General features: G+C 35.4%; 15 protein-coding genes and 1 pseudogene. 4 read left to right on the top strand and 12 right to left on the bottom strand.

The genetic code is table 11. From position 1 onward, the window contains the following. The first annotated feature begins 42 nt into the window (after positions 1–42). Positions 43–2676, top strand: coding sequence for a DEAD/DEAH box helicase (locus tag B2145_RS11340; RefSeq protein WP_291102283.1), 2634 nt, complete (start codon positions 43–45; stop codon positions 2674–2676). 60 nt (positions 2677–2736) lie between these two features. Here the strand turns inward: B2145_RS11340 and accD are convergent, their stop codons facing one another. The 3 genes from accD to B2145_RS11325 form a co-directional block, all read right to left on the bottom strand. Beyond that, the gene (gene accD, locus B2145_RS11335) at positions 2737–3591 is read right to left on the bottom strand and encodes an acetyl-CoA carboxylase, carboxyltransferase subunit beta (protein ID WP_291102281.1); all 855 of its coding nucleotides are present in this window, start codon (positions 3589–3591) and stop codon (positions 2737–2739) included. Positions 3592–3669: 78 nt separating this feature from the next. After that, complete coding sequence (gene fbaA, locus B2145_RS11330; RefSeq protein ID WP_291102279.1) at positions 3670–4737, bottom strand: class II fructose-bisphosphate aldolase; 1068 nt, start codon at positions 4735–4737, stop codon at positions 3670–3672. Between the two features lie 52 nt (positions 4738–4789). Next, complete coding sequence (locus tag B2145_RS11325; RefSeq protein WP_291102277.1) at positions 4790–7345, bottom strand: BamA/TamA family outer membrane protein; 2556 nt, start codon at positions 7343–7345, stop codon at positions 4790–4792. Between the two features lie 37 nt (positions 7346–7382). Between B2145_RS11325 and B2145_RS11320 the strand changes: the two genes are divergently transcribed. Further along, positions 7383–8114 carry a TrmH family RNA methyltransferase gene (locus B2145_RS11320; protein ID WP_291102275.1) on the top strand — a complete coding sequence of 244 codons (732 nt, stop codon included), beginning with the start codon at positions 7383–7385 and terminating at the stop codon, positions 8112–8114. A gap of 4 nt (positions 8115–8118) precedes the next feature. Here the strand turns inward: B2145_RS11320 and B2145_RS11315 are convergent, their stop codons facing one another. From B2145_RS11315 to B2145_RS11300, 4 genes are read right to left on the bottom strand one after another with little or no spacing between them, the layout of a single operon-like run. After that, entirely contained in the window at positions 8119–8838 is a 720-nt protein-coding gene (locus B2145_RS11315) for a porin family protein (protein WP_291102274.1), read from the bottom strand. 1 nt (position 8839) lies between these two features. After that, positions 8840–9571 (bottom strand): bifunctional demethylmenaquinone methyltransferase/2-methoxy-6-polyprenyl-1,4-benzoquinol methylase UbiE, encoded by a 732-nt coding sequence (gene ubiE / locus B2145_RS11310; RefSeq protein ID WP_291102272.1) that lies wholly within the window; start codon positions 9569–9571, stop codon positions 8840–8842. A gap of 48 nt (positions 9572–9619) precedes the next feature. After that, positions 9620–10105, bottom strand: coding sequence for a dihydrofolate reductase (locus tag B2145_RS11305; protein WP_291102270.1), 486 nt, complete (start codon positions 10103–10105; stop codon positions 9620–9622). 3 nt (positions 10106–10108) lie between these two features. Continuing rightward, the gene (locus tag B2145_RS11300; protein ID WP_291102268.1) at positions 10109–10450 is read right to left on the bottom strand and encodes a 2TM domain-containing protein; all 342 of its coding nucleotides are present in this window, start codon (positions 10448–10450) and stop codon (positions 10109–10111) included. Between the two features lie 237 nt (positions 10451–10687). Here B2145_RS11300 and B2145_RS11295 point away from each other — a divergent pair. Next, a pseudogene (locus tag B2145_RS11295) lies at positions 10688–10984 on the top strand (isoamylase early set domain-containing protein). 290 nt (positions 10985–11274) lie between these two features. Here the strand turns inward: B2145_RS11295 and B2145_RS11290 are convergent. From B2145_RS11290 to B2145_RS11270, 5 genes are all read right to left on the bottom strand, one after another. Then, complete coding sequence (locus tag B2145_RS11290) at positions 11275–12309, bottom strand: zinc-dependent alcohol dehydrogenase family protein (RefSeq protein ID WP_291102267.1); 1035 nt, start codon at positions 12307–12309, stop codon at positions 11275–11277. Between the two features lie 287 nt (positions 12310–12596). Beyond that, positions 12597–14684, bottom strand: a complete 2088-nt coding sequence (locus B2145_RS11285) for a beta-galactosidase (RefSeq protein ID WP_291102265.1) — start codon at positions 14682–14684, stop codon at positions 12597–12599. Positions 14685–15162: 478 nt separating this feature from the next. Then, positions 15163–17841, bottom strand: coding sequence for a glycoside hydrolase family 2 protein (locus tag B2145_RS11280; protein ID WP_291102263.1), 2679 nt, complete (start codon positions 17839–17841; stop codon positions 15163–15165). Between the two features lie 55 nt (positions 17842–17896). Beyond that, entirely contained in the window at positions 17897–18217 is a 321-nt protein-coding gene (locus B2145_RS11275; RefSeq protein ID WP_291102262.1) for a response regulator, read from the bottom strand. Beyond that, the gene (locus B2145_RS11270; protein ID WP_291102260.1) at positions 18214–18519 is read right to left on the bottom strand and encodes a hypothetical protein; all 306 of its coding nucleotides are present in this window, start codon (positions 18517–18519) and stop codon (positions 18214–18216) included. The genes B2145_RS11275 and B2145_RS11270 overlap by 4 nt, the downstream gene beginning before the upstream one ends. Before the next feature lie 522 nt (positions 18520–19041). Between B2145_RS11270 and B2145_RS11265 the strand changes: the two genes are divergently transcribed. Then, complete coding sequence (locus B2145_RS11265; RefSeq protein WP_291102258.1) at positions 19042–20622, top strand: alpha-N-arabinofuranosidase; 1581 nt, start codon at positions 19042–19044, stop codon at positions 20620–20622. The last annotated feature ends 46 nt before the right edge of the window (positions 20623–20668 follow it).

Raw genomic sequence — 20668 nt, 5'->3', positions numbered from 1 at the left:
TTGTCAAAGTTTTGAACTTTGACAAAGTTGAACAAATAAACTATGGAACTAAAAACCTATCAAAAGCAAGTCATAGATGATTTGCAACTTTATTTCGAGTATTTGCAAAACCATAAAAAAGCGGATAAAGCTTTTAATTCTTTTTGGCAGGAAAAAGTGGGTTTCTATAATCCAATAACTGGCGAAGGAATGCGTCCTTATCAGAATACCGTTCCAAATGCAGTGCATTTGAGTATAAAAGTACCAACTGCTGGAGGGAAAACCTTTATTGCCTGCAATGCGCTGAAAACTATTTTTGACGCAATGCCGGACACAAAAGCAAGAGCGGTGGTTTGGCTGGTGCCTTGGAGTAATTTGTTAGACCAAACCGTACGAAATCTTTCCAATCCCGATCATCCGTATTGTCAGAAATTAAATTCCTTGTTCAACAACAGAGTTCAGGTGTATGAAAAACGGGATTTGTTGCAAGGTGCCAATTTCAATCCATCATCAGTTCAAGAACAATTGAGTATTATGGTTGTGAATTTTGCTTCCATAAGAGCCAAAAACAAAGAGGACAGAAAATTTAATGAGCAAAATTCTAATTTATCCAGTTTCTCCGATTCTATTGATGATGCAATTGTTTTAGAAGGTACAGAAAAAGAAGCGTTAATCAATGTTATTAGAAGTTTAAATCCAATTTTGGTTGTTGACGAAAGTCACAATGCCGAAAGTGATTTGAGTGTCGAAATGTTGAATAATCTTAATCCAAGCTTCATTTTAGATTTGACCGCAACTCCCAAACAAAATGCCAATATTGTGAGTTTGGTTTCTGCCATTGAACTCAAAAAAGAACACATGGTCAAGTTGCCAGTCATAGTTTACAATCATCAAAATATAGAAGGTGTTATAGAAAGTGCGTTGCATTTGCAAAATAAATTGGAAACCGAAGCTAAAATTCTCGAAGAAAACGGTGGAAAATACATTCGCCCAATAGTTCTTTTTCAAGCCCAACCTAAAGGGAAAGAAGACAATACGACTTTTGATAAATTGAAAGCCCAATTGATTGCTGTTGGAATTCCAGAAGAGCAAATCAAAATTAAAACTGCCAATAAAGATGAGTTGAAAAATGAGGATTTAATGAGCAGGGATTGTCCAGTTCGTTACATTATCACCATCAATGCCTTGAAAGAAGGTTGGGATTGTCCGTTTGCTTATATCTTGGCTTCCTTGGCTGATAAATCTTCGGAAGTGGATGTCACCCAGATTTTGGGTCGTGTTTTGCGTCAGCCCTATGTGATGAAACACAATAGCACAATGTTGAATTTATCGTATGTAATTACTGCATCGGTTAAGTTTCAAAACACTTTACAGAATATTATAAAAGGGTTGCAACAATCAGGATTTAGTGAAAAAGATTATCGAGAAAAAGATAGTATGCCCGAAACTATAAAAGAGGAAGCAAAGCAAGAAACATTGGATAATTTTCTTTTTCCGGAGCAAATAGAAGTTGTTGAAGAAAATAATATTGATGTTCAAAAAATTCATTTCAATCCTAATGAAATAAGTCAAAATGTAAACACAACGGTTTTTGAAATAGAAGAATTAGCTATTGCACAGAATGAGGAATTTCAAAAAATGATTGCCAATCAAGAAAATTCAAATACAGTTCAACAAATTTATTCAGAAGTGGGTATGAAAGTGAAACAATATAAAATGCGTGAAAGTGTTGCAAAACAAGCACAGGAAATTGTATTACCAAAATTTGTAGTTGAAGTTCCTCAAAATGAATTTCTTTTGATGGAACAAGGCGACACGCAATTGTTAGACCGAGTTAATCTTCTGAAAGATTTTAAACTTTCAGATAAAGACATTCAAATTCCTTTCAAAAGTATTTCTTCGGATTTATATAAAATTGATACTGAAAAAACGAATGACGGCGGTTATAAAATGGTTTCGTTCAAAATAGAAAATGTGGTTCAGGAAAAAATGACGGAATACATTTTAGCCAAACCTAAAGAAGGACAAATTAAAGATTTAGCGCATTTTGCAGTCAAGCAAATTGATAAATTACCACCCATTGCCGATAATGAAATTAAGAAATACGTCAATAGAATTTTGGAGAATATGTCTGCACAAGAGTTGATTGATTTCAATCAATATAAACTGACATATTCCGATTCGATTAAGGAAAAAATTAATCAATTAGCTGATATTTATGCAGAAGAGAAGTTTAATGATTGGCTCGAAATTCCTAAAATTAAAACGGAACCCAATTGGAAATTTGAAACAGCCATAATTCCGACAAGAATTGGAAATGACATTGGAAATTCGTTGTACGTTCACGAAGGCGATATGAATGGGTTAGAAGAACAATTTATTTTGGAAATTTCCAGCTCATCAAATATTGCTTTTTGGCATCGCAATTTAGGAAGAGGTAAGGGTTTTGCCTTGAATGGTTATAAATCCAATCATTATCCCGATTTTATTTTGGTTACCAAAACCAATAAAGTAATCGTTGTTGAAACCAAAGGTTCCCATTTGAATAATCCTGATACTGCGGCAAAGTTGAGGTTAGGAAAATCTTGGGCTCGGCTTTCGGGTTCTAATTACAATTATATGATGATTTTTGATAAAAATGCGATTGATGGAGCTTATAATTTAGAGAAGGCAATTTCATTGATTAAACAGATGTAGAATAAAATTTGTTTGGACAAGACAACTCATAAAAAATCCCGATTATCTCGGGATTTTCATTTATCTAATATCAATATTCTGTATCAAATCGATATACAAATTGATGGTGTCTTTCAGTTCTTTTCTCGGTGTGATAAAATCCAGAAAACCGTGTTCGAGAACAAATTCTGCCGTTTGAAAACCTTCCGGCAAATCTTTTCCGGTGGTGTCTTTCACGACTCTTGGACCAGCAAAACCTATTAATGCCCCGGGTTCAGAAATGTTGATATCGCCAAGCATCGCGTAGGAAGCTGTTGTTCCTCCAGTTGTTGGATCAGTACATAGCGAAATATAAGGAATTTTTGCTTCGGCTAACTGAGCCAATTTAACAGAGGTTTTTGCCAATTGCATCAATGAATAGGCCGCCTCCATCATTCTGGCCCCACCTGATTTTGAAATCATTACAAATGGAATGTTGTTTTTGATGGAATGGTCAATGCCACGGGCAATTTTTTCGCCCACAACTCCACCTATTGAACCGCCAATGAAGGCAAAATCCATACAGCAAACCACCAAATCTTTTCCTTTTGATTTTCCAACTCCTGTTCGAACCGCATCATTCAATTTGGTCTTGGCCATAGTGTCTTTCAAACGATCCGAATATTTTTTGGTGTCCACAAAATGCAATGTGTCTTTCGAAGTCATTTTTGCATCCAACTCCATGAATTCATTATTGTCGAACAATATTTCGAAATATTCCTTGCTGCCAATTCTAACGTGAAAATCATCCTCTGGACTTACGTATAAGTTGCGTGCCAGTTCATCGGCATCAATAACTTTTCCGGTAGGAGATTTGTACCAAAGTCCTTTTGGGACATCCATTTTGTCTTCGGTAGCCGTTGTAATTCCTTTTACTGTTCTTTTAAACCAAGCCATATTTTTTTTGTTTATTTGGTTTAAGGTTTAAGGTTTAAAGTTAACGTGAGCAACTTTAAACTCTAAACTTTAAACTATTTACAAAGTATTCACATTATTTAAATCTGCAAATGCTTGTTCCAGTCTTGCGTTGAAAGTAACTTCACCTTCACGCAACCATTTTCTTGGATCGTAATATTTTTTGTTAGGAGCATCAGCACCAGTTGGATTTCCAATTTGAGTTTTTAGGTATTCAATATTGTCTACCATAAAGTCACGAATACCTTCAGCAAATGCAAATTGCAAGTCAGTATCAATGTTCATTTTTACAACACCATAACTAATACCTTCCCTGATTTCTTCTAATGTAGAACCTGAACCACCGTGAAAAACAAAATCAACTGGGTTTGGTCCTGTTTTGAATTTGTTTTGAACATAATCTTGGGAATTTTTCAAGATTTTTGGAGTTAGTTTTACGTTTCCTGGTTTGTAAACGCCGTGAACATTTCCAAAAGAAGCTGCAATTGTAAATCTTGGGCTTACTTTTAATAATTCTTCGTAGGCATAAGAAACTTCAGAAGGTTGTGTGTATAATTTTGAGCTATCAATGTCAGAATTGTCAACGCCATCTTCTTCGCCACCGGTGATTCCAAGTTCGATTTCTAATGTCATTCCCATTTTGCTCATTCTTGTCAAATAGCCTTTGCAAATCTCGATGTTTTCTTCAATTGGTTCTTCAGACAAATCGATCATGTGTGAAGAGAATAATGGTTTTCCAGTTGCGGTAAAATGTTTTTCGGATGCGTCTAATAAACCGTCAATCCAAGGCAATAATTTTTTTGCACAATGGTCCGTGTGTAAAATCACGGTTGCACCATAAGCAACTGCCAATGTATGAATATGCAAAGCTCCTGCAATTGCACCTGCAATCGCTGCTTTTTCATTGGCATTCGAAAGTCCTTTTCCAGCATTAAATTGTGCTCCTCCATTTGAAAATTGGATAATAACCGGTGCATTCAATTTTGCAGCAGTTTCAAGAACGCCGTTTATAGTGTTTGATCCCGTAACATTTACTGCAGGAAGTGCAAACCCTTTTTCTTTTGCGTATTTGAAAATTTCTTGAACTTGATCTCCTGTAGCTACGCCCGGTTTAATATTATGTGCCATCGTAATTTTTTTTAATTGTTTTTTAGTTTGCAAAAATAAGAATTAATTAGCATTAGAATGGATAATTTATTCCAAAATTTAAAACGGAGTGTCCAAAATTGTATTCATGAAACCACCGCCTGTTGATTTCATTTGCTGGATTGTAGGTTTTAAAACCAAAATCAAATCGGATAACAAAAAAACTTAAGTCATATCTAAGGCCAAATCCTGACCCTAATGCAATTTCTTTTAAATCTCTCAAGTTTTTAAAAGTTGATTTTTCATCGGTTACGTTATCCATTACATTCCAAATATTGCCCGCATCGGCAAATAGGGCACCTTTGAAAGCACCTAATATTTTAAATCTAAATTCCCCGCTTAATGCGATTTTCATATTTGCCTCATTGAAATCGTTTACGGCGCCGCTGCTTCCAGGGCCTAAACTATAGGGTTGCCATGCCCTATTGTCATTTGATCCGCCAGAAAAATAACTTCTCGAAAAAGGAATGTTGTTAGAGTTCCCAAATGGGATGGCAATGCCGAAAAAAGTTCTAACGGCAAACACCTTTTCTTTAGTTAAATCCCAATGCTTGATGTAATCAAATTCTGTTTTTATATATTCTGAATATTCTAGATTAAAAATCTCATAATTGCCTTTTTGGTTTTTGGGCAAGCCTGTAGCATTTGAAATTAATGATAAAAGAGAACCGGCGGATTCAATTTTTGTTTTGAAAAGATAAAAGGTATTGTCTTGTAAATCTGCCTTAGTTGTTTTTGTGAATGTATAACTGGAGGCTAGGATAAAATCATTCTCGGTGAGCCTGACTCTTCGTTCTTCATTGCTTTTTACGGTTGCATAATTTTTGTCTGCGGGCGTCAAGGATGTGTTGCCTGCCAAAACATCATTGGTAAAACCAGATGTTCCTTCCTCAATTTTTAAATCGCCATTTTCGTTAAAATAGGATGGGTTTAGATTATAAGCCTTTCCTATTTCATTCAAAGCTTTGTATGATGAACCATAAACATGAAAATAATTTTGAGGATTTAGATTTCGTACAAATTGTACATTAAAAAGATCAAGACGAGCCGTGTTGTTCTTTTTTGGGGTCCAATTATAAGAGAATGCCCCGGTAAAATTCTCTTTGTCCAACCCAATATTTTTTTGCGTTGCAAAGCCCACAGCAATAAGTGTCGAGGGAATCATACTTTTGGGAATGATTCTTTCTGTGGGGAAAGGCATAAAAATCCTCGGAATATTTAGTTTTAAATCAATTCCATATTCTGAAACATTAAAGAAATTGTTTTTGGGGTTTGCCAAATCTTTTGAGGATCCAATGTTTCCACGTCCCGAAACTTCTAATGTTTCGGCTCCACTAAACACATTTCTGATAGTTTCGGAAATACTTAATGCAATCCCAATGTCTTGTATGTTAGAATGGGTCACATCGAATGAGGTTCCAAAACTGTATCTTTTTCTAGGGGTCAAATACACTTTTGCGATTAATGAATGAGCCGTAGTGTCTCTTTTGTCTATCTCATATTGTATGGTTGGGTAGCTGAAAATTTTGAGATTATTCAAATAGCGCGTTGTTAAAACAGTTTTATTATCTGCAAACAAACTTCCTTTTGTTATAAAAACGGCATCGGTTATTGCTCGTGGCCTGTATTTTAGCTTGCTATGGCTGTACAAATGGAAATTGTTATAAGTGGTGCTGTCAGTAATGTTTAAATCGTTATTAGTGTTCGAATAATCGGTGTAAATATTCACATCGCTTATTTTATATATTTTGAAAGGTTCTGTTTTAGTGGTATCGTTCTCTTGGTAGGAATAATCATTTATCGTTAAATTTACATTTGCTTTGTTTTTTCCGTTAATGGTGTCAATGTCAAAAGTCACATAATTGGGTTGAAAATGATAAACGCCATTGTTTCTGAAATGAGTGGTAATTCTATTTTTTTCATTCTCAAAATCTTCCGTTTTATATTGTTTTCCTGATTTTATCAGGGTGTTCGATTTGTTTGTTTGAAACAAGGAATCTAATGCCGGAGTATGAATGGTTGTTTTTATTGAATCCAGTAAATAGGGATTTCCGGTAGTGACGGCATATTTTATTTTGATTTTTTTCGGGCTTAAAGTATCTAATTTGTAGCTGGCATTTACATTAAAAAAACCGTCATTAAAATAATAGTATTTTAATCGAAATACTGACTTGGCAGTTTTCACTGTGTCAACAATCACGGGAGGTTCCCCAGTTTTTTTTAAGAAATCATGAATGCCGTGATACCAAAAAGATTTCCCAAGCCTGTCGACTTGTTTTGCCGACAGCCATTTTGATTTTCTTTCATACTTTCCAGGATTATTTACAAACTTGGCCCGATAGGTGGAGTCCGGATTTGGGTTGGCCAGATTAAACAAATTCAGTCGCAAACGATAGCCCAGAATGGAACTGTTTGGTTTTTGGTACAATTGATTAATGACAATTTCGTTCTTGACGGCTTTATCATTTACCAAAATTTCGTTTTTAACAAGAAGGTGTTTTCCCTCTGGAACTCTTTTCACGGTATTACATGCCGAGATTATAGTTGCAATTAGAATAAATGCTGCTATTTTTGTGCTAATCTTTTTCAAGTGTTCAGAAATATTTAATTCAAAAGTACATTATTTTATGGTTAGTAAAAACCAAATAAAACTTATAACGGGTTTACAGCAAAAAAAATATCGATTTGCCCATCAATTGTTTTTTGCCGAAGGCATAAAGGTAATTCAAGAATTGGTGGAATCAAATTTTGAATTGGTTCATTTGTATACGACCCAAGACGATTTTGAGGATGTCCCGAATGACAAGAAAACACTAATTCACGAAAATGATTTAAAAAAAATCAGCGCATTGGCAACACCAAATACGTGTTTGGCGGTTTTTAAAATCCCGGTCGAGAAAAAAATCATCGAAACGGGATTAATTCTTGCCCTTGATTCTATCCGTGATCCAGGAAATCTGGGGACGATTTTGCGATTGTGCGACTGGTTTGGCATTGACCAGTTACTATGTTCAAAGGAGACGGTTGATATTTACAATCCAAAAGTGGTTCAGGCCACAATGGGTTCCATTGCCAGGGTCAACGTAAACTATATTGATTTGGCTTCTTTTATTGCCCAGACCAAATTACCCGTTTTTGGTACTTTTATGGATGGAAAGAACATTTATAAATCCATATTGCCTCAAGAAGGGATTATTATTATGGGAAATGAAGCCAATGGAATTTCTCCAGAACTTGAAAAATTAACTAAAAACAAGCTTGCGATTCCTCGTTTTGGAAATCTTCAAAAAACGGAAAGCCTTAATGTGGCAACTGCCACGGCTATTGTTCTAAGCGAGTTTAGAAGAAACAATTTTTAGTTCTTTAGTGAAAAGTAAAATTGATAAAAACTGCCCTGGTTTTTAGTGATTCGATATTGCTTGTCCAAGGACTGTTGGGGTCTTTATCGCGAATTAACTCATCATTAATCCCAAAAACGCCTCTTATGGAAGGGGAAAATATGAAGTATTCCGAAAAAAGATCGACGCCAAAACCAAATTCATAATTTGTAGTCCATGGTTTTACCCTAAATCGATTCTGTAAATTATCGTCTTGCGATTTTGAATTGCTCGACAAATTCAATGTTGCCGATACACCGCCTAACAAATAGGGACGAATATTTCCTGTCCTTAGAGAGGAAAATTTCACTAATAAGGGAAAGTGGAGATAAGTGCTGTTTACTTCTCTAAGTTTATCCGTAAGCGTGGGTTCTGTTGGGAAATAACTTGTTGGGTAATATAAATCCCTTTTTGTGTAGTACAGACCGGGTTCAAAACGTAAACTTATATATTCTTGAAGCTTCAAATCAGCGACAAGTCCCACATTGAAACCCGTGGTTTTTTTTACGAGTATGTCCGGACCAACGGTTTTGTAATCTATTTTGAAATCGTATGAATTAAACCCCAAATAAAAACCAAAATAAAGTTTTTGTTTTTGAAAATTTTCCAGATTGATAATAGGATCTTTACTAAACATGCTTTTAGTAAATTGAGCGTGTCCCTTTATGGCCAAGGCGAATAAAATTAAGACAACAGTTTTTTTCATGTTATTTTTTGGATGCCGAATAAATTGTAGCCACGCCAAATGTTTGCGGCATTGCAACTACATCTATAAACCCAATTTTTTTCAAAATATTGTTCAATGCTTCGCCATAAGGGAAAGCAGCTGCCGATTCGGATAAATAACCATAGGCAACATCGTCTTTCGAGAATAATTTTCCTATAATTGGCAGTATGTTTTCACTGTAAAAAGTATAGCCTTGTTTGTAGGGCGTTTTTTCAGGCACTGAAGTTTCAAGAATCACAAATACTCCATTTGGTTTCAATACTCTTAAGATTTCCGTCAATCCTTTTTCCAAATTCTCAAAATTTCTAACTCCAAAAGCCACCGTGATAGCATCAAAATAGTTGTCCTCGAAAGGCATATTTTCTGAATCGGCCAAAACCATTTCTATGGTATTGGACAAGTTTTTTTCGATAATTTTTCTTTTTCCCACTTCGAGCATTCCGGCCGAAATGTCCAATCCAATAATTTTTTTGGCATTAGTTTGTGCCATCAAAATAGCTAAATCACCCGTTCCGGTCGCGATGTCCAGAATTGTTTTTGGGTTGGATTTGGCAACAATTCCCAACACTTTTTTGCGCCATTTTACATCTATGCCGAAAGAAATAACTCGGTTAAGATGGTCGTAATTTCCGGAAATGGTGTCGAACATTTGTGCCACTTGTTCCTTCTTGCTTAATGTTGAATTTTTATAGGGTGTTATGTTTTTTGACATTTTCTAAAATTTGGGGCAAAGGTAAATTAGATTTTTGGATAATGGATTTTATTTTTTTCGAACAAATGTTTGAAAAGTAAAATCGAAAAGGTGTTTTTCGTCTTTTGGATGAAATGTCTCCGCGGATAATTCCCAAATGCTTGGGTCTATTTCCGGAAAATAAACATCGGCTTCAAACGAATTATGAACCCGGGTAATATCAAGCTGATCGGCCAAATGGATATATTGTTTGTAAATTTCACCACCACCTATAATAAATATGTTTTTGTCTGCTGGACAAATGGCTATGGCTTTTTCTAAATCTTGAACAACAATGCATCCCTCAGGCTCGAAGTTTTCTTGTCGACTAATAATTACATGAGTCCTGTTGGGTAAGGGTTTCGGAAAACTTTCAAAGGTTTTTCTTCCCATTATGATATGATGGCCAGAGGTAACTTCCTTGAAACGCCTGAAATCATTGGGCAAATGCCAAAGTAAATCGTTGTTTTTTCCTAGCGCATTATTTTCGGCTACTGCCGCAATCATGATTATCATTTTCTATTGAGGTTTGATGGAGGAATCTTCGTCTGCCTGTGTCTGCAATTGGGCTATTTTTTTTTGTTGTTGGGCAACAAGCCGATCGATTTGTTCTCTTTCCCAGTTTTTATTCATAAAGCGATCAGTAATATATATCTTTATGAAATGGAGAATAAACAGGAAAAACCAAACTGTTATTACCCAAATGGACCAATTTGAATCGTATCCAAAAACTAAAAAATGATTGGCAATGGCTAAAAATAAACTTCCAAGGAGGAATAAAACAAAATGAAAATAGAGTTCTTTTTTTTGGTTTAATCTTTTTCTGGCATATTCATATTGCTCATGTTGTTCTTTTTCCATTAAGAGAAATTTAGTGTATAAAGATAAAATTTATTTTGAAAAGTCACTATTATGATGCGGTATTATTTGACAAGAAAACATTTTCTGTTTCGGGATTTAAAATTTTAGATAATATAAATTAGGAATACACTTAAAAATTAAGGAAGTTTTTGCCATAGTCTTAAAACTTCATCCTTTGTATTGAATGTCCAAATGAATTTGTTTTCTTTGTTTCATAATTCTAAAAATGAAACAGTTATGTCAGTTAAAAAACAATTTGTAAAAACGAAACCAGTTTGTAAAGTTACATTTTCTGTAGAAGCAAAAGAAGCCGATACGGCTTCAGTTGTTGGGGATTTCAATAATTGGGATCAAAAATAAGGCGAATTATCAAAATTAAAAAACGGTACATTCAAAGGCGTTTTTGATTTGCAGAAAGAGGCTTCTTACGAGTTTAAATATGTCATTGACGGTAATTTCGTAAACGAGCCACAAGCTGATGGCTACCGTTGGAACGATTTTGCAGGTACAGAGAACAGCGTTCTAGAGGTTTAATCTTCTTGTTTTTTAAAAAATTAAATCCCCCGTGAAGCGGATTTTTTTGCTTTATATGTACTTGATGGGTGTGAGTGGTACATGGGCTACAAAAGAGCGATGAAAACCATAACGGTTGGTATTAAAAAAGCAGCAGGTTTATGGATGCTTAACTTTCGGTTTTAAAATAAAAATAGCAGAAAAAGACCAGTCGTCAAGCCTGTACTTAATCTGCTATTTTTAGATACTGTGTTAGCAGTAGTTTGTTTTATATTTTAATAGGCATAGAATGAATTTTAATTATATTTCTGTTAGGTATTGATAATAATTTTCATAGCTTTTTCTTTAGAGCCATTCAAAAATACTTGATATGCTTTTTCAATTTCAGAAAGAGGAAAGCGATGCGTAATCATTTTTTTTAAGTCAAATTTATTTGCTGATACTGCTTTAATTAGCATTGGTGTGGTATTAGTGTTTACTAATCCGGTGGTAATAGTAAGGTTTTTAATCCACAATTTTTGTATTTCAAAATCAACTTTTACACCATGTACCCCTACATTTGCAAGATGTCCTCCTGGTTTTACTATTTCCTGACAAATATTCCAAGTTGCCGGAATTCCAACAGCCTCAATAGCAACATCTACGCCTTCTTCTGAAATTTTCTTAATAGCATCAATAACATTTTCGGCAGCAGGATTAATGGTATGTGTAGCTCCTAATTCTTTAGCCAGTTTTAATCTATTTTCATCCGTATCAATCGCAATAATTATTGAGGGAGAATAGAATTGTGAAGTTAATAACACGGACATGCCGACAGGACCGGCGCCAACAATAGCAATCGTGTCGCCTGGTTTTACGTTTCCGTATTGCACACCTATTTCGTGACCTGTTGGCAGAATGTCACTTAGCAGAACAGCAACTTCGTCATCAATTGTTGCAGGAATTTTAAATAAGCTGTTATCGGCATGGGGAATACGGACATATTCTGCTTGAACTCCATCTATCATATAACCCAATATCCAGCCGCCATCTTTGCAATGAGAGTATAATTGTTTTTTGCAATACTCGCAAGATCCACAAGAGGTGATGCAGGAGATGATTACTTTGTCTCCTTTTTTGTACTGAGTTACGCTTTCGCCAACCTCTTCAATAATTCCAATGCCTTCATGTCCTAAAATTCTTCCTTTGGCTATTTCAGGATTTTTACCTTTGTATATTCCTAAGTCAGTCCCGCAGATCGTTGTTTTTAAAACCTTAACGATAGCATCTGTAGGTTTTAAAATTTTTGGCATCGGTTTTTCTTCCAGAGCGATATTGTGATCGCCATTAAATACAAGTGCTTTCATTTTTTTATTTGTTATTAATTAAATTTTATTTGTTCAAGTTACTGCTGACTTGTATATATTATATCTGATAAACTTCCCTCTTTATTTCTCTTAAATATATAAAAAATATACTACAAGTCATCAAAACAACTTTTTACTTTTTATAAACCTTAGGTGCTTGCAATGGAGAAAAAGAATTAAGCCCCACCATCTATAAATGTCCCGTAGGGACTATATTTATTGATATGTGACAAGGTTTAACTTTTTTTATCGGACAACAATGTAAATAAATCTATTCGAAATTTCAGCTAATCTTTCCAAACGAGCACATCGGCCGGTTGAAGTGTTGAATTTTCACCAATAATAATGGTCGCATTTGCAGGAATTTCAATCTTTACTGGTTGGCTGCTATAATTAATCGCAATCCAGAAACCACTGCGCCAAACCTTAACCACTCCTTCCGGTAAAGGCTCTGTGGTAATACCTATTGAATTGTAAAGTCTGGAAAGCACCTCTTTTTCAAGGCGGCCATCGTCTGAATCTGCGCCTATGTAAGTTACGGAGCCTTTCCCTAATTTTCGGTTTATTACTGCAGCAGCTCCTTTATAAAACTGGTCGTTATAACTAGCCCAAACTTCTGTTTTTGGATCACTTTCGAGAATGTCTGCCCAATTATTCCAAAGGTATTTTTCATTGTTCATCAATACTTCTGCATAAATATCGTCGGGTAATACATCATACATTTTAACTTTGGCTCCAATAAGTGGCCAAATCTTTGCCGCCCATTTATCCTGAAACAGTTTGCCATTTCGGTCCTTTTGACCTGTCCGGGCAGTTAAAACCAAATTGCCGCCCTCATTTACATATTTCGTTAGTTTTAAAATTAACGAATCATCAACAAGTTGATATGCGGGCAAAAGCAAAACTTTATATTTCGAGAAATCCCGCTCTTCAGAAGTAAAATCGATTGGAATAGTAAGCGAGGTCAAAGCATTGTAATATTTTGTCAAGTGTTTCTCATAACTCCATTGATTGGTTTGCTTCTGACCATCGGTATTCCATAGATTATCGATATTATACAAGATGGCAGCTTTTCGATCTGAATACTCGGCAGGTGCAATTGCAGATGGATTGTAAAGTTTGCGTAAAACTTTTATTTCAGACATAAACTGACTATATTCTAAACCACCTGAGGAAGGTGTAACGCCATCGGTGCCAACCATTCCATAATGGTATTGTTCGCCGCCAAACAGGGGTTGTCTGTAGCGATAGGAACAAACAAAACTCAGGTCGCCTGCGAAAGCGTTCCAAAGCCATGCCCTAACGGCACCGGGATAGGGTTGAGGGTTATACGATCCCCAGTTAACCTGACCTGGCTGTAATTCCATTACGCCTGTTGTTCCTTTGATGGAGCGGAACATGTCATTGGCAAAAGAAATGCGCCATGGGTCGCCCAAACGGAAACCCTGATTGCCTATGCCTTTTGTGTAGCCGGCTACAGGATACATGGTATAGCTTACAAAATCAAGATCGGCATTACGCCATACATCAACATCCCAATGGCCATGCATAAAGTTGCTGGTGACAAATTGGCTTTTTTGTATAATGTTTTTTAGCGTTTTGTATTGCAGACTAACAAAAGAAGCACATTCATCGGCCGAAAACCTCTTGAAATCCAAAACTGAGTGTGGACTTGCCGTTCCTGAGATAAGCAGTGACGGATTGGGTATTTCAATTTGTTCGAAACCTGAATAGGTTCCGCTCCAGAAAGCTGTACCCCATGCAGTATTAAGTACTTGTATAGTTCCGTATTTTTTTTGTAACCATTCTCTGAATTTTAATGATACTTCTGGACCATAATCTACGGTTCCATAGTGTGAGGGTTCGTTGTCAATTTGCCAGCCCCATACACGTTTATCATTGCCATACCGTTTGGCCATTTCGGTTACAATTTTTTCTGTCAGTTCCCTATATTTTTTGCTTGACCATGAATAATGTTCGCGGGTACCGTGCATTGCCTTTTGTCCATTTTCTTTCACGACCAATACCTCGGGATATTTCTTTGTAAGCCATACAGGAGGCGTAGCGGATGGTGTACATAAAATGACTTTAAGCCCGTGTTTGGCAGCCAATTCAATGGATTTATCAAGCCACTTAAAATCATATTGACCTTCGGTAGGCTCGAGCATTGCCCAAGCAAACTCTGCAAAATGGGTAAATTCAAAACCCATTTCAGCCATATTTTGAAAATCCCTGTCCCACTGCGAGCTATCCCATGCCTCAGGATAATAATACACGCCGGTTTCGATTAACTTGTCTTTCTTAAAATATCCTTGCGAATGGCAACTTAACGTCATTAAGGAGGAGACTATCAGTAAATTTATAATTCTTTTCATGGTTTGGATGTATAATGGTTGTTTGATATTTTATTTAATTTTTTTTGATCGTCAATGAATCATGACAGGTTCTTGGTTATATCTATATTCTATAATCACGCTAAATATAAAATATTTAACACAAATCAATCGTGAATTTCCGTTTTTCCTTTCTGATTATTCACAAAATCAAACATTTTTCGTTTCACTTTATTTTTCGTCCGTTTTTTAAGCTTTCTGCCAACTTGGATATATGTCTGCCAAAATCATCACAATCCAGCCATATTCGTGTGGCTTGGTCTGACAAACGCTGGTCTTTATTTCTCTAAAATATATAAAAAATATACTACAAATTATCAAAATAACTTTTTGCTTTTTGTAAACTTTATGTGCTTGCGCGGGAGCAGGATTCAATTGCTGCACTGCTGTTTCAATCTGGGATGAGCTTTTGGGAGGGTTTTTCGGTTGTTTTTTTAAATCTAAATACGATGAATAAACTCTATTTTTTATCTTCTATAAAAAAGGGACTAAATGGCAAGCCAGTTTCCGGCCAAAAACTAACCTGTGCTTCCTCATTGAGTTTTACAGACACTTCCTCAGAAATTAACGGTTTTACGGAAACATTAAGTCCATCTAATAAGACCAAAGGATCCTCACCATTTAAATCCTTCAATGATGCTTCTATCGTTATTTTCTTCGATTCACCACCTAAAAGGCTTACATAATTATCAGTATAATAAACAGGCAATACTCTTGTATTGGATTTGTTTTTTCTTAACTGTATATGAGTCATTATAGCAGGTTTTTCAGATGAATTACTTAACGTTAAATCAATATAACAATTTGCTCCTTCAATTCTTTTTACAGCTGTTGCATTAAGGGTAACAACAGGCATTGTATCTAATGCTTGCATGTTATCTGGCTGGGAGGACAATCCTTTCCAGTAAAAATTATCAGATATTAATTTTCCTTTTTTATCGAATAATTTTAACTTGATAAAATAAACTGAAGTAAGACCATCCGGTATTTGTAATACTGGCAAATCAGTGGCTCTGCTTTCAAGCGCATCAATCATAGAATCTGATTGTTGGATCAATTTTCCATCAAGGTTATATATAGCTGCATATACTTTTGCCTTTGTTAGAGCTGTAGGTGTTGCATTAATAATTTGGATATTTCCAACTTTTTCATTATACTGAATATGAATTGGCTCGCACGCTTTTCTAACCGCAAACAGTGAAGCGTTGGGCTCTAAATCATAATGGTACAATTGCCAAACAAAGCTTGGCTGAGCAGGATGGCTCATCCATGTAAGGATACCTGTAACAGGATTGAAAAGTTTGGCAAAACGCCCCTCATACATTGACCTATAAGACTCATAATTAGCCAACTGTGATTTTCTTACAAAATCTGCAAGGTTTTTGATTTTACCATATCTTTCGTTAATTATTTGAGGAAAGAGATCCCCTTTTTGTGCCCCTTTTGTAAAATCATGTTCCGCCCAATCATCGTTTATTACTTCCCAATCTTTTTGAGGCATCATTCCGTGTATGGATTCTAATGTTGGAATAGACATTGTACCACTTTCTGTTTTGAAAGCTTCCTCAATAGTATAGAACTCTCCAGGTTTTCTCCATGAATAGGGCCCATGCGATCTTACGCCTTTCCCATCTGTGGAACTTGCCTGATACAACCGACTTGGTTCCAATTTTGCCATCATTACTTTCAATGAATCATCTATTTGTTTTGGAGGAAAGCCCTCATTTCTGGCACACCAAACCGCAATACTTGGATGATTTCTGTAACGAAGAATTTTTTCCTTCACATTATATAAATACAAATTAATATCTGCAGGATTTGGACCGTCGCTTGGATTCGCTTGGAAAAATTCATCCCAAATCATTAATCCATATTTATCACAAAGTTCATAAAGCAATTCGTTGGTGCTTTGTCCTACCCAGTTTCTAATCATGGTATAATTAGCCAATTGGTGCATTTTTATTTGCGCTTCCAATCTTTCAGGTGTTACTCTCTTCATTGCCTCATCCATTCCCCAGTTACCACCTTTACAAATAACAGGAACTCCGTTTACAGAAACTGTAAGAAATTCTGAATTTGGAACAGAATAGGAATATTCACGGACCCCAAAATTAAGTTCGTGAGAATCAGAAACTTTTCCGTCTAACTCAAAACTCAATTTAAGTCTGTAAAGATTTTGTTTACCATATCCATTAGGCCACCAAAGTCTAGGGTTTTTAAGATTTAGTTGTTTAAAATTCTCAGGATTAAAAGTAATAATAGACGATGTATTTGGGGCAATAGTAACATTTTGTTGAAATGAAATATTTCCAATACTTCCTTTAAGAATTCCATTTTGAACTTTATTGGTCAGATTTTCAATAGTTGATTCGATTTTTACGGCTGCTTTAGAGGTGTCTGGCAAATTTAAGTCCGTAACAACAAAAGGGTCTTTTATTTTAACAGCATCTGTTGCAGATAAAAATACTTTTTGCCAAATTCCAGAATTCCTGTCTCTAATTGCAGGAATCCAATCCCATCCAATGGAGCAAAGAAAAGTTGGTCCATCGTAAGAAGTATACAGACCATTTTTCCCCATGCCAGTTGCAATAGTATGCTCATGAGAAATACCCGGATTTGGCTGGGGAGTAATTAAAACGGCAACAGCAGCTTCTTTACCAGCTTCAACAAAAGACGTAATATCAAAAATACCCCTTGCAAAAGCGCCTTTTATTTGACCCACTTTTTTACCGTTAATCCAAACATTAGCTTCATAGTTAATACCATCAAAATTCAACCATATTTTTTTCCCATCATAACTTTTAGGAATCATGAATTTTGTATTGTACCAATAATTGGTTCTGCATAAATACTCCGAAATCTTATCCGGACGATTGTTTTCACCGTATAAAGGTTCTGGATAAACGTTGTTGTTAACCAAACTAGTTAAAACAGTACCCGGTACTGTGGCTTTATACCAATTATTAGTTTGGTAATCAATTTTGGATATTTTTTCGCCATTATCCGAAACTTTTGCGATATCCTGCAATTGCCAGCCATCTGAAATTGTAACTTCGGGCAAGGTACTCTGAGCAACTGCTGACATAGAGAATAATAAAAATAAAATTATTCTATTTAAAGAAAATTTGAAGTTCTGCATATTATTAAATTTTATACTTGTTAACTTATATAATTTATTGTTTTGTGACATCAATTTAGTTATTAAAATACTTTTGTATTAGACTTTTTAATAAGTCTATTTTTATAGGTTTTGCAATATAATCAGTACATCCGGAGGCAATTGCTTTTTCCCTGTCTTCAGAGAGGCCATTTGCTGTTTGGGCAAGAATAATCAACTCTTTATTGAATTGGCAAATTTTTCGCGTGGCTTCATAGCCATCCATTATCGGCATATTAATGTCCGTCATCACCAAATCAAGATTAATCTTTTTTAGCAGTTTTAATTCTTTATCAATTATTTCATTTTGCACTAATTCAATTTTTGAGTTAATCTTTTTTGCGACTTCAAATTTCAAAGAAGAAATTTTGTTTCAGCAAGTGCTTCAAATTGATTTCTACTTTCTTCAAAATCTGGACTGCTCCACCAAACTTCATTAAAATCTTTGCCAATTATAGATGCAACTCTTGGAAGTTTGGAGTCCGCATTTGATTTATAAAAATTATATGGCTTATTTAATTTTAAATCTTCACATATTTCCATAAGCAATAATTCCCATGTTGGGAGTCCTAAATATTTCCTTAAAAAACCTGACCTAATAAATAAAAATGGTGAAGTTGAAAATTTTGAAATGTGTTGTTTGAATTGATTTACAAACATATTCTTTTGTTTAAATAAGGGTTGTTTTATTTGCGGTTTTTTGTAATCATGGCTAACTTATATATTGGTCTGACAAACGTCAGACTTTATTTTTCTCAAATATATAAAAAATCTACTACAAGTCACCAAAATAACTTTTTGCTTTTTGTAAACTTTATGGGCTTGCAAGGGAGCAGGTTTTAATTGTTTCATTATCGTTTCTGCGTTTGGGAGGGATTTCCGTTCGTTTTTTAAAATTTAAAAATTATTTTTTCCACCACTGTCAAAACTTCACCTTTAACATTGTAAATAAGTTAAAAAGGTGATGTTTCTTGGTTTCATATAGGAACTCCCTCCACATTTCAATAACAAAATAGCTTCTGTTTTAATGCAAAATAGGGGTTTGAAAATTTTGATGAAAAATTAGGGAATATTGTTTTTATTTAGATATATTTACTAAATGTAAATTTCACACTTATAATTTTTTGCGATTATAGAAGTTGAAAAAAAGAAAAGAATTTAACCCACAAAACATAATCTAATATGAAAATAACCAGAAGACTTATAACATCTATTGTGATAGTTTTAGCACTCTCGGATGTTTCGGCACAAAACGCCAAAATCAAAATTGATACGGATAGAACCATCGGGGAAATTAGTCCCCTGATATATGGAAACTTTGTGGAACATCTTGGCAGATGTGTCTATGGCGGTATTTATGATCCCAAATCCCCTTTGTCTGACAAAGACGGTTTCAGGAAAGATGTGTTAAAGGCGGCCAAGGATCTTGGCGTGGCAATCACAAGATATCCTGGCGGTAATTTTGTTTCTAACTACCACTGGGAGGATGGCGTTGGCCCAAACCGCATACCGAGAATGGAACTGGCCTGGTCGAGGCTGGAAACCAATCAATTTGGAACAAACGAATTTATGAATTTTGCCAAAAAACTAGGTACGGAGCCTTATTTTTCGGTGAATATGGGAACAGGTACCATTGAAGAAGCCCAACGATGGGTAGAATATGCCAATGTAAAAGGCAATTCATACTATTCGAAATTGAGAGAAAAACATGGATTTGCGGAACCTTACAATATCAAATATTGGAGCCTGGGTAATGAAATGGATGGGTTTTGGCAAATGGGTCATTTAAGTGCAGAGGACTACAGTAAAAAAGCAAGGGAGGCCGCAAAACTCATGAAATTGACGGATCCAAGCATCAAGCTCATTGCCGCAGGGTCGTCTAATTATCGTCCGGGTGCAGACCCTAACGAATGGAACGCCACAGTTTTGAAAGAGTTGAAAAATGTAGTGGATTATTTGGCGATACACATGTATGTAGGAAATCCAGATGACAACTATTACAATTTCATGTCAACGCCCCTTGTGATGGAGCAACGTACCAAACTGATAAAAGGTCTGATAAATAGAGAAATGGCAGATTCTGACCGCGGCGGCAGAGATCCGATATACATTGCTTGGGACGAATATAATGTGTGGTATCGGGCAAGAAGAGGCGCTTCCTCAAAAGGGGAAAGAGCATTGGAAGAAAAATATAACCTTGAGGATGCATTGGTGGTTGCTGGGTTCTTGAATGGATTTGTGCGTAACGCCGACGTTGTAAAAATGGCTAATATGGCTCAATTAGTCAATGTAATTGGTCCAATATTCACCAATGAAACAGGAATGTTTAAACAAACCATTTATTTTCCTCTTCAGTTGTTTGCTAAAAATATGCATGGAACGTCACTTGACGCATTTGTGGAATGTGAAACTTATGATACAGAGAAATTTAATATTGGAGTTGGTGAACAAACCACACAACAAAGCAAAGTTCCTTATTTGGATGTATCCGTGGCTTTAAATGGAGATGAGGTGACAATTGCTGTTGTCAACCGCCATAAAGATAAGGCGATTACTACTGACATTATTCTTCAAGAAGGAAGTTTTAACGGAAACTTAAGTGCCTTTGAAGTTAACGGTTCTGACATTAAAGCGCAAAATGACTTCAATTCTGAGAAAGTCACCACTACCGAAAAGGCAGCAATAAGTACACAAAGACAAAAAGTTACCTATAGTTTTCCTGCCCATTCATTCACAATGTTAAAGGGGAAAATAAAAAAATAGAGTTAATTAAATTGGCGAGTCAATAAAAATGGGTATATCTTTTTAA

Source organism: Flavobacterium sp. UBA5153 (assembly GCA_002413745.1).
Classification (GTDB): domain Bacteria; phylum Bacteroidota; class Bacteroidia; order Flavobacteriales; family Flavobacteriaceae; genus Flavobacterium.
The sequence above is the reverse complement of the archived record's forward strand: the minus strand, read 5'-3'. Positions and strand labels throughout refer to the sequence as shown.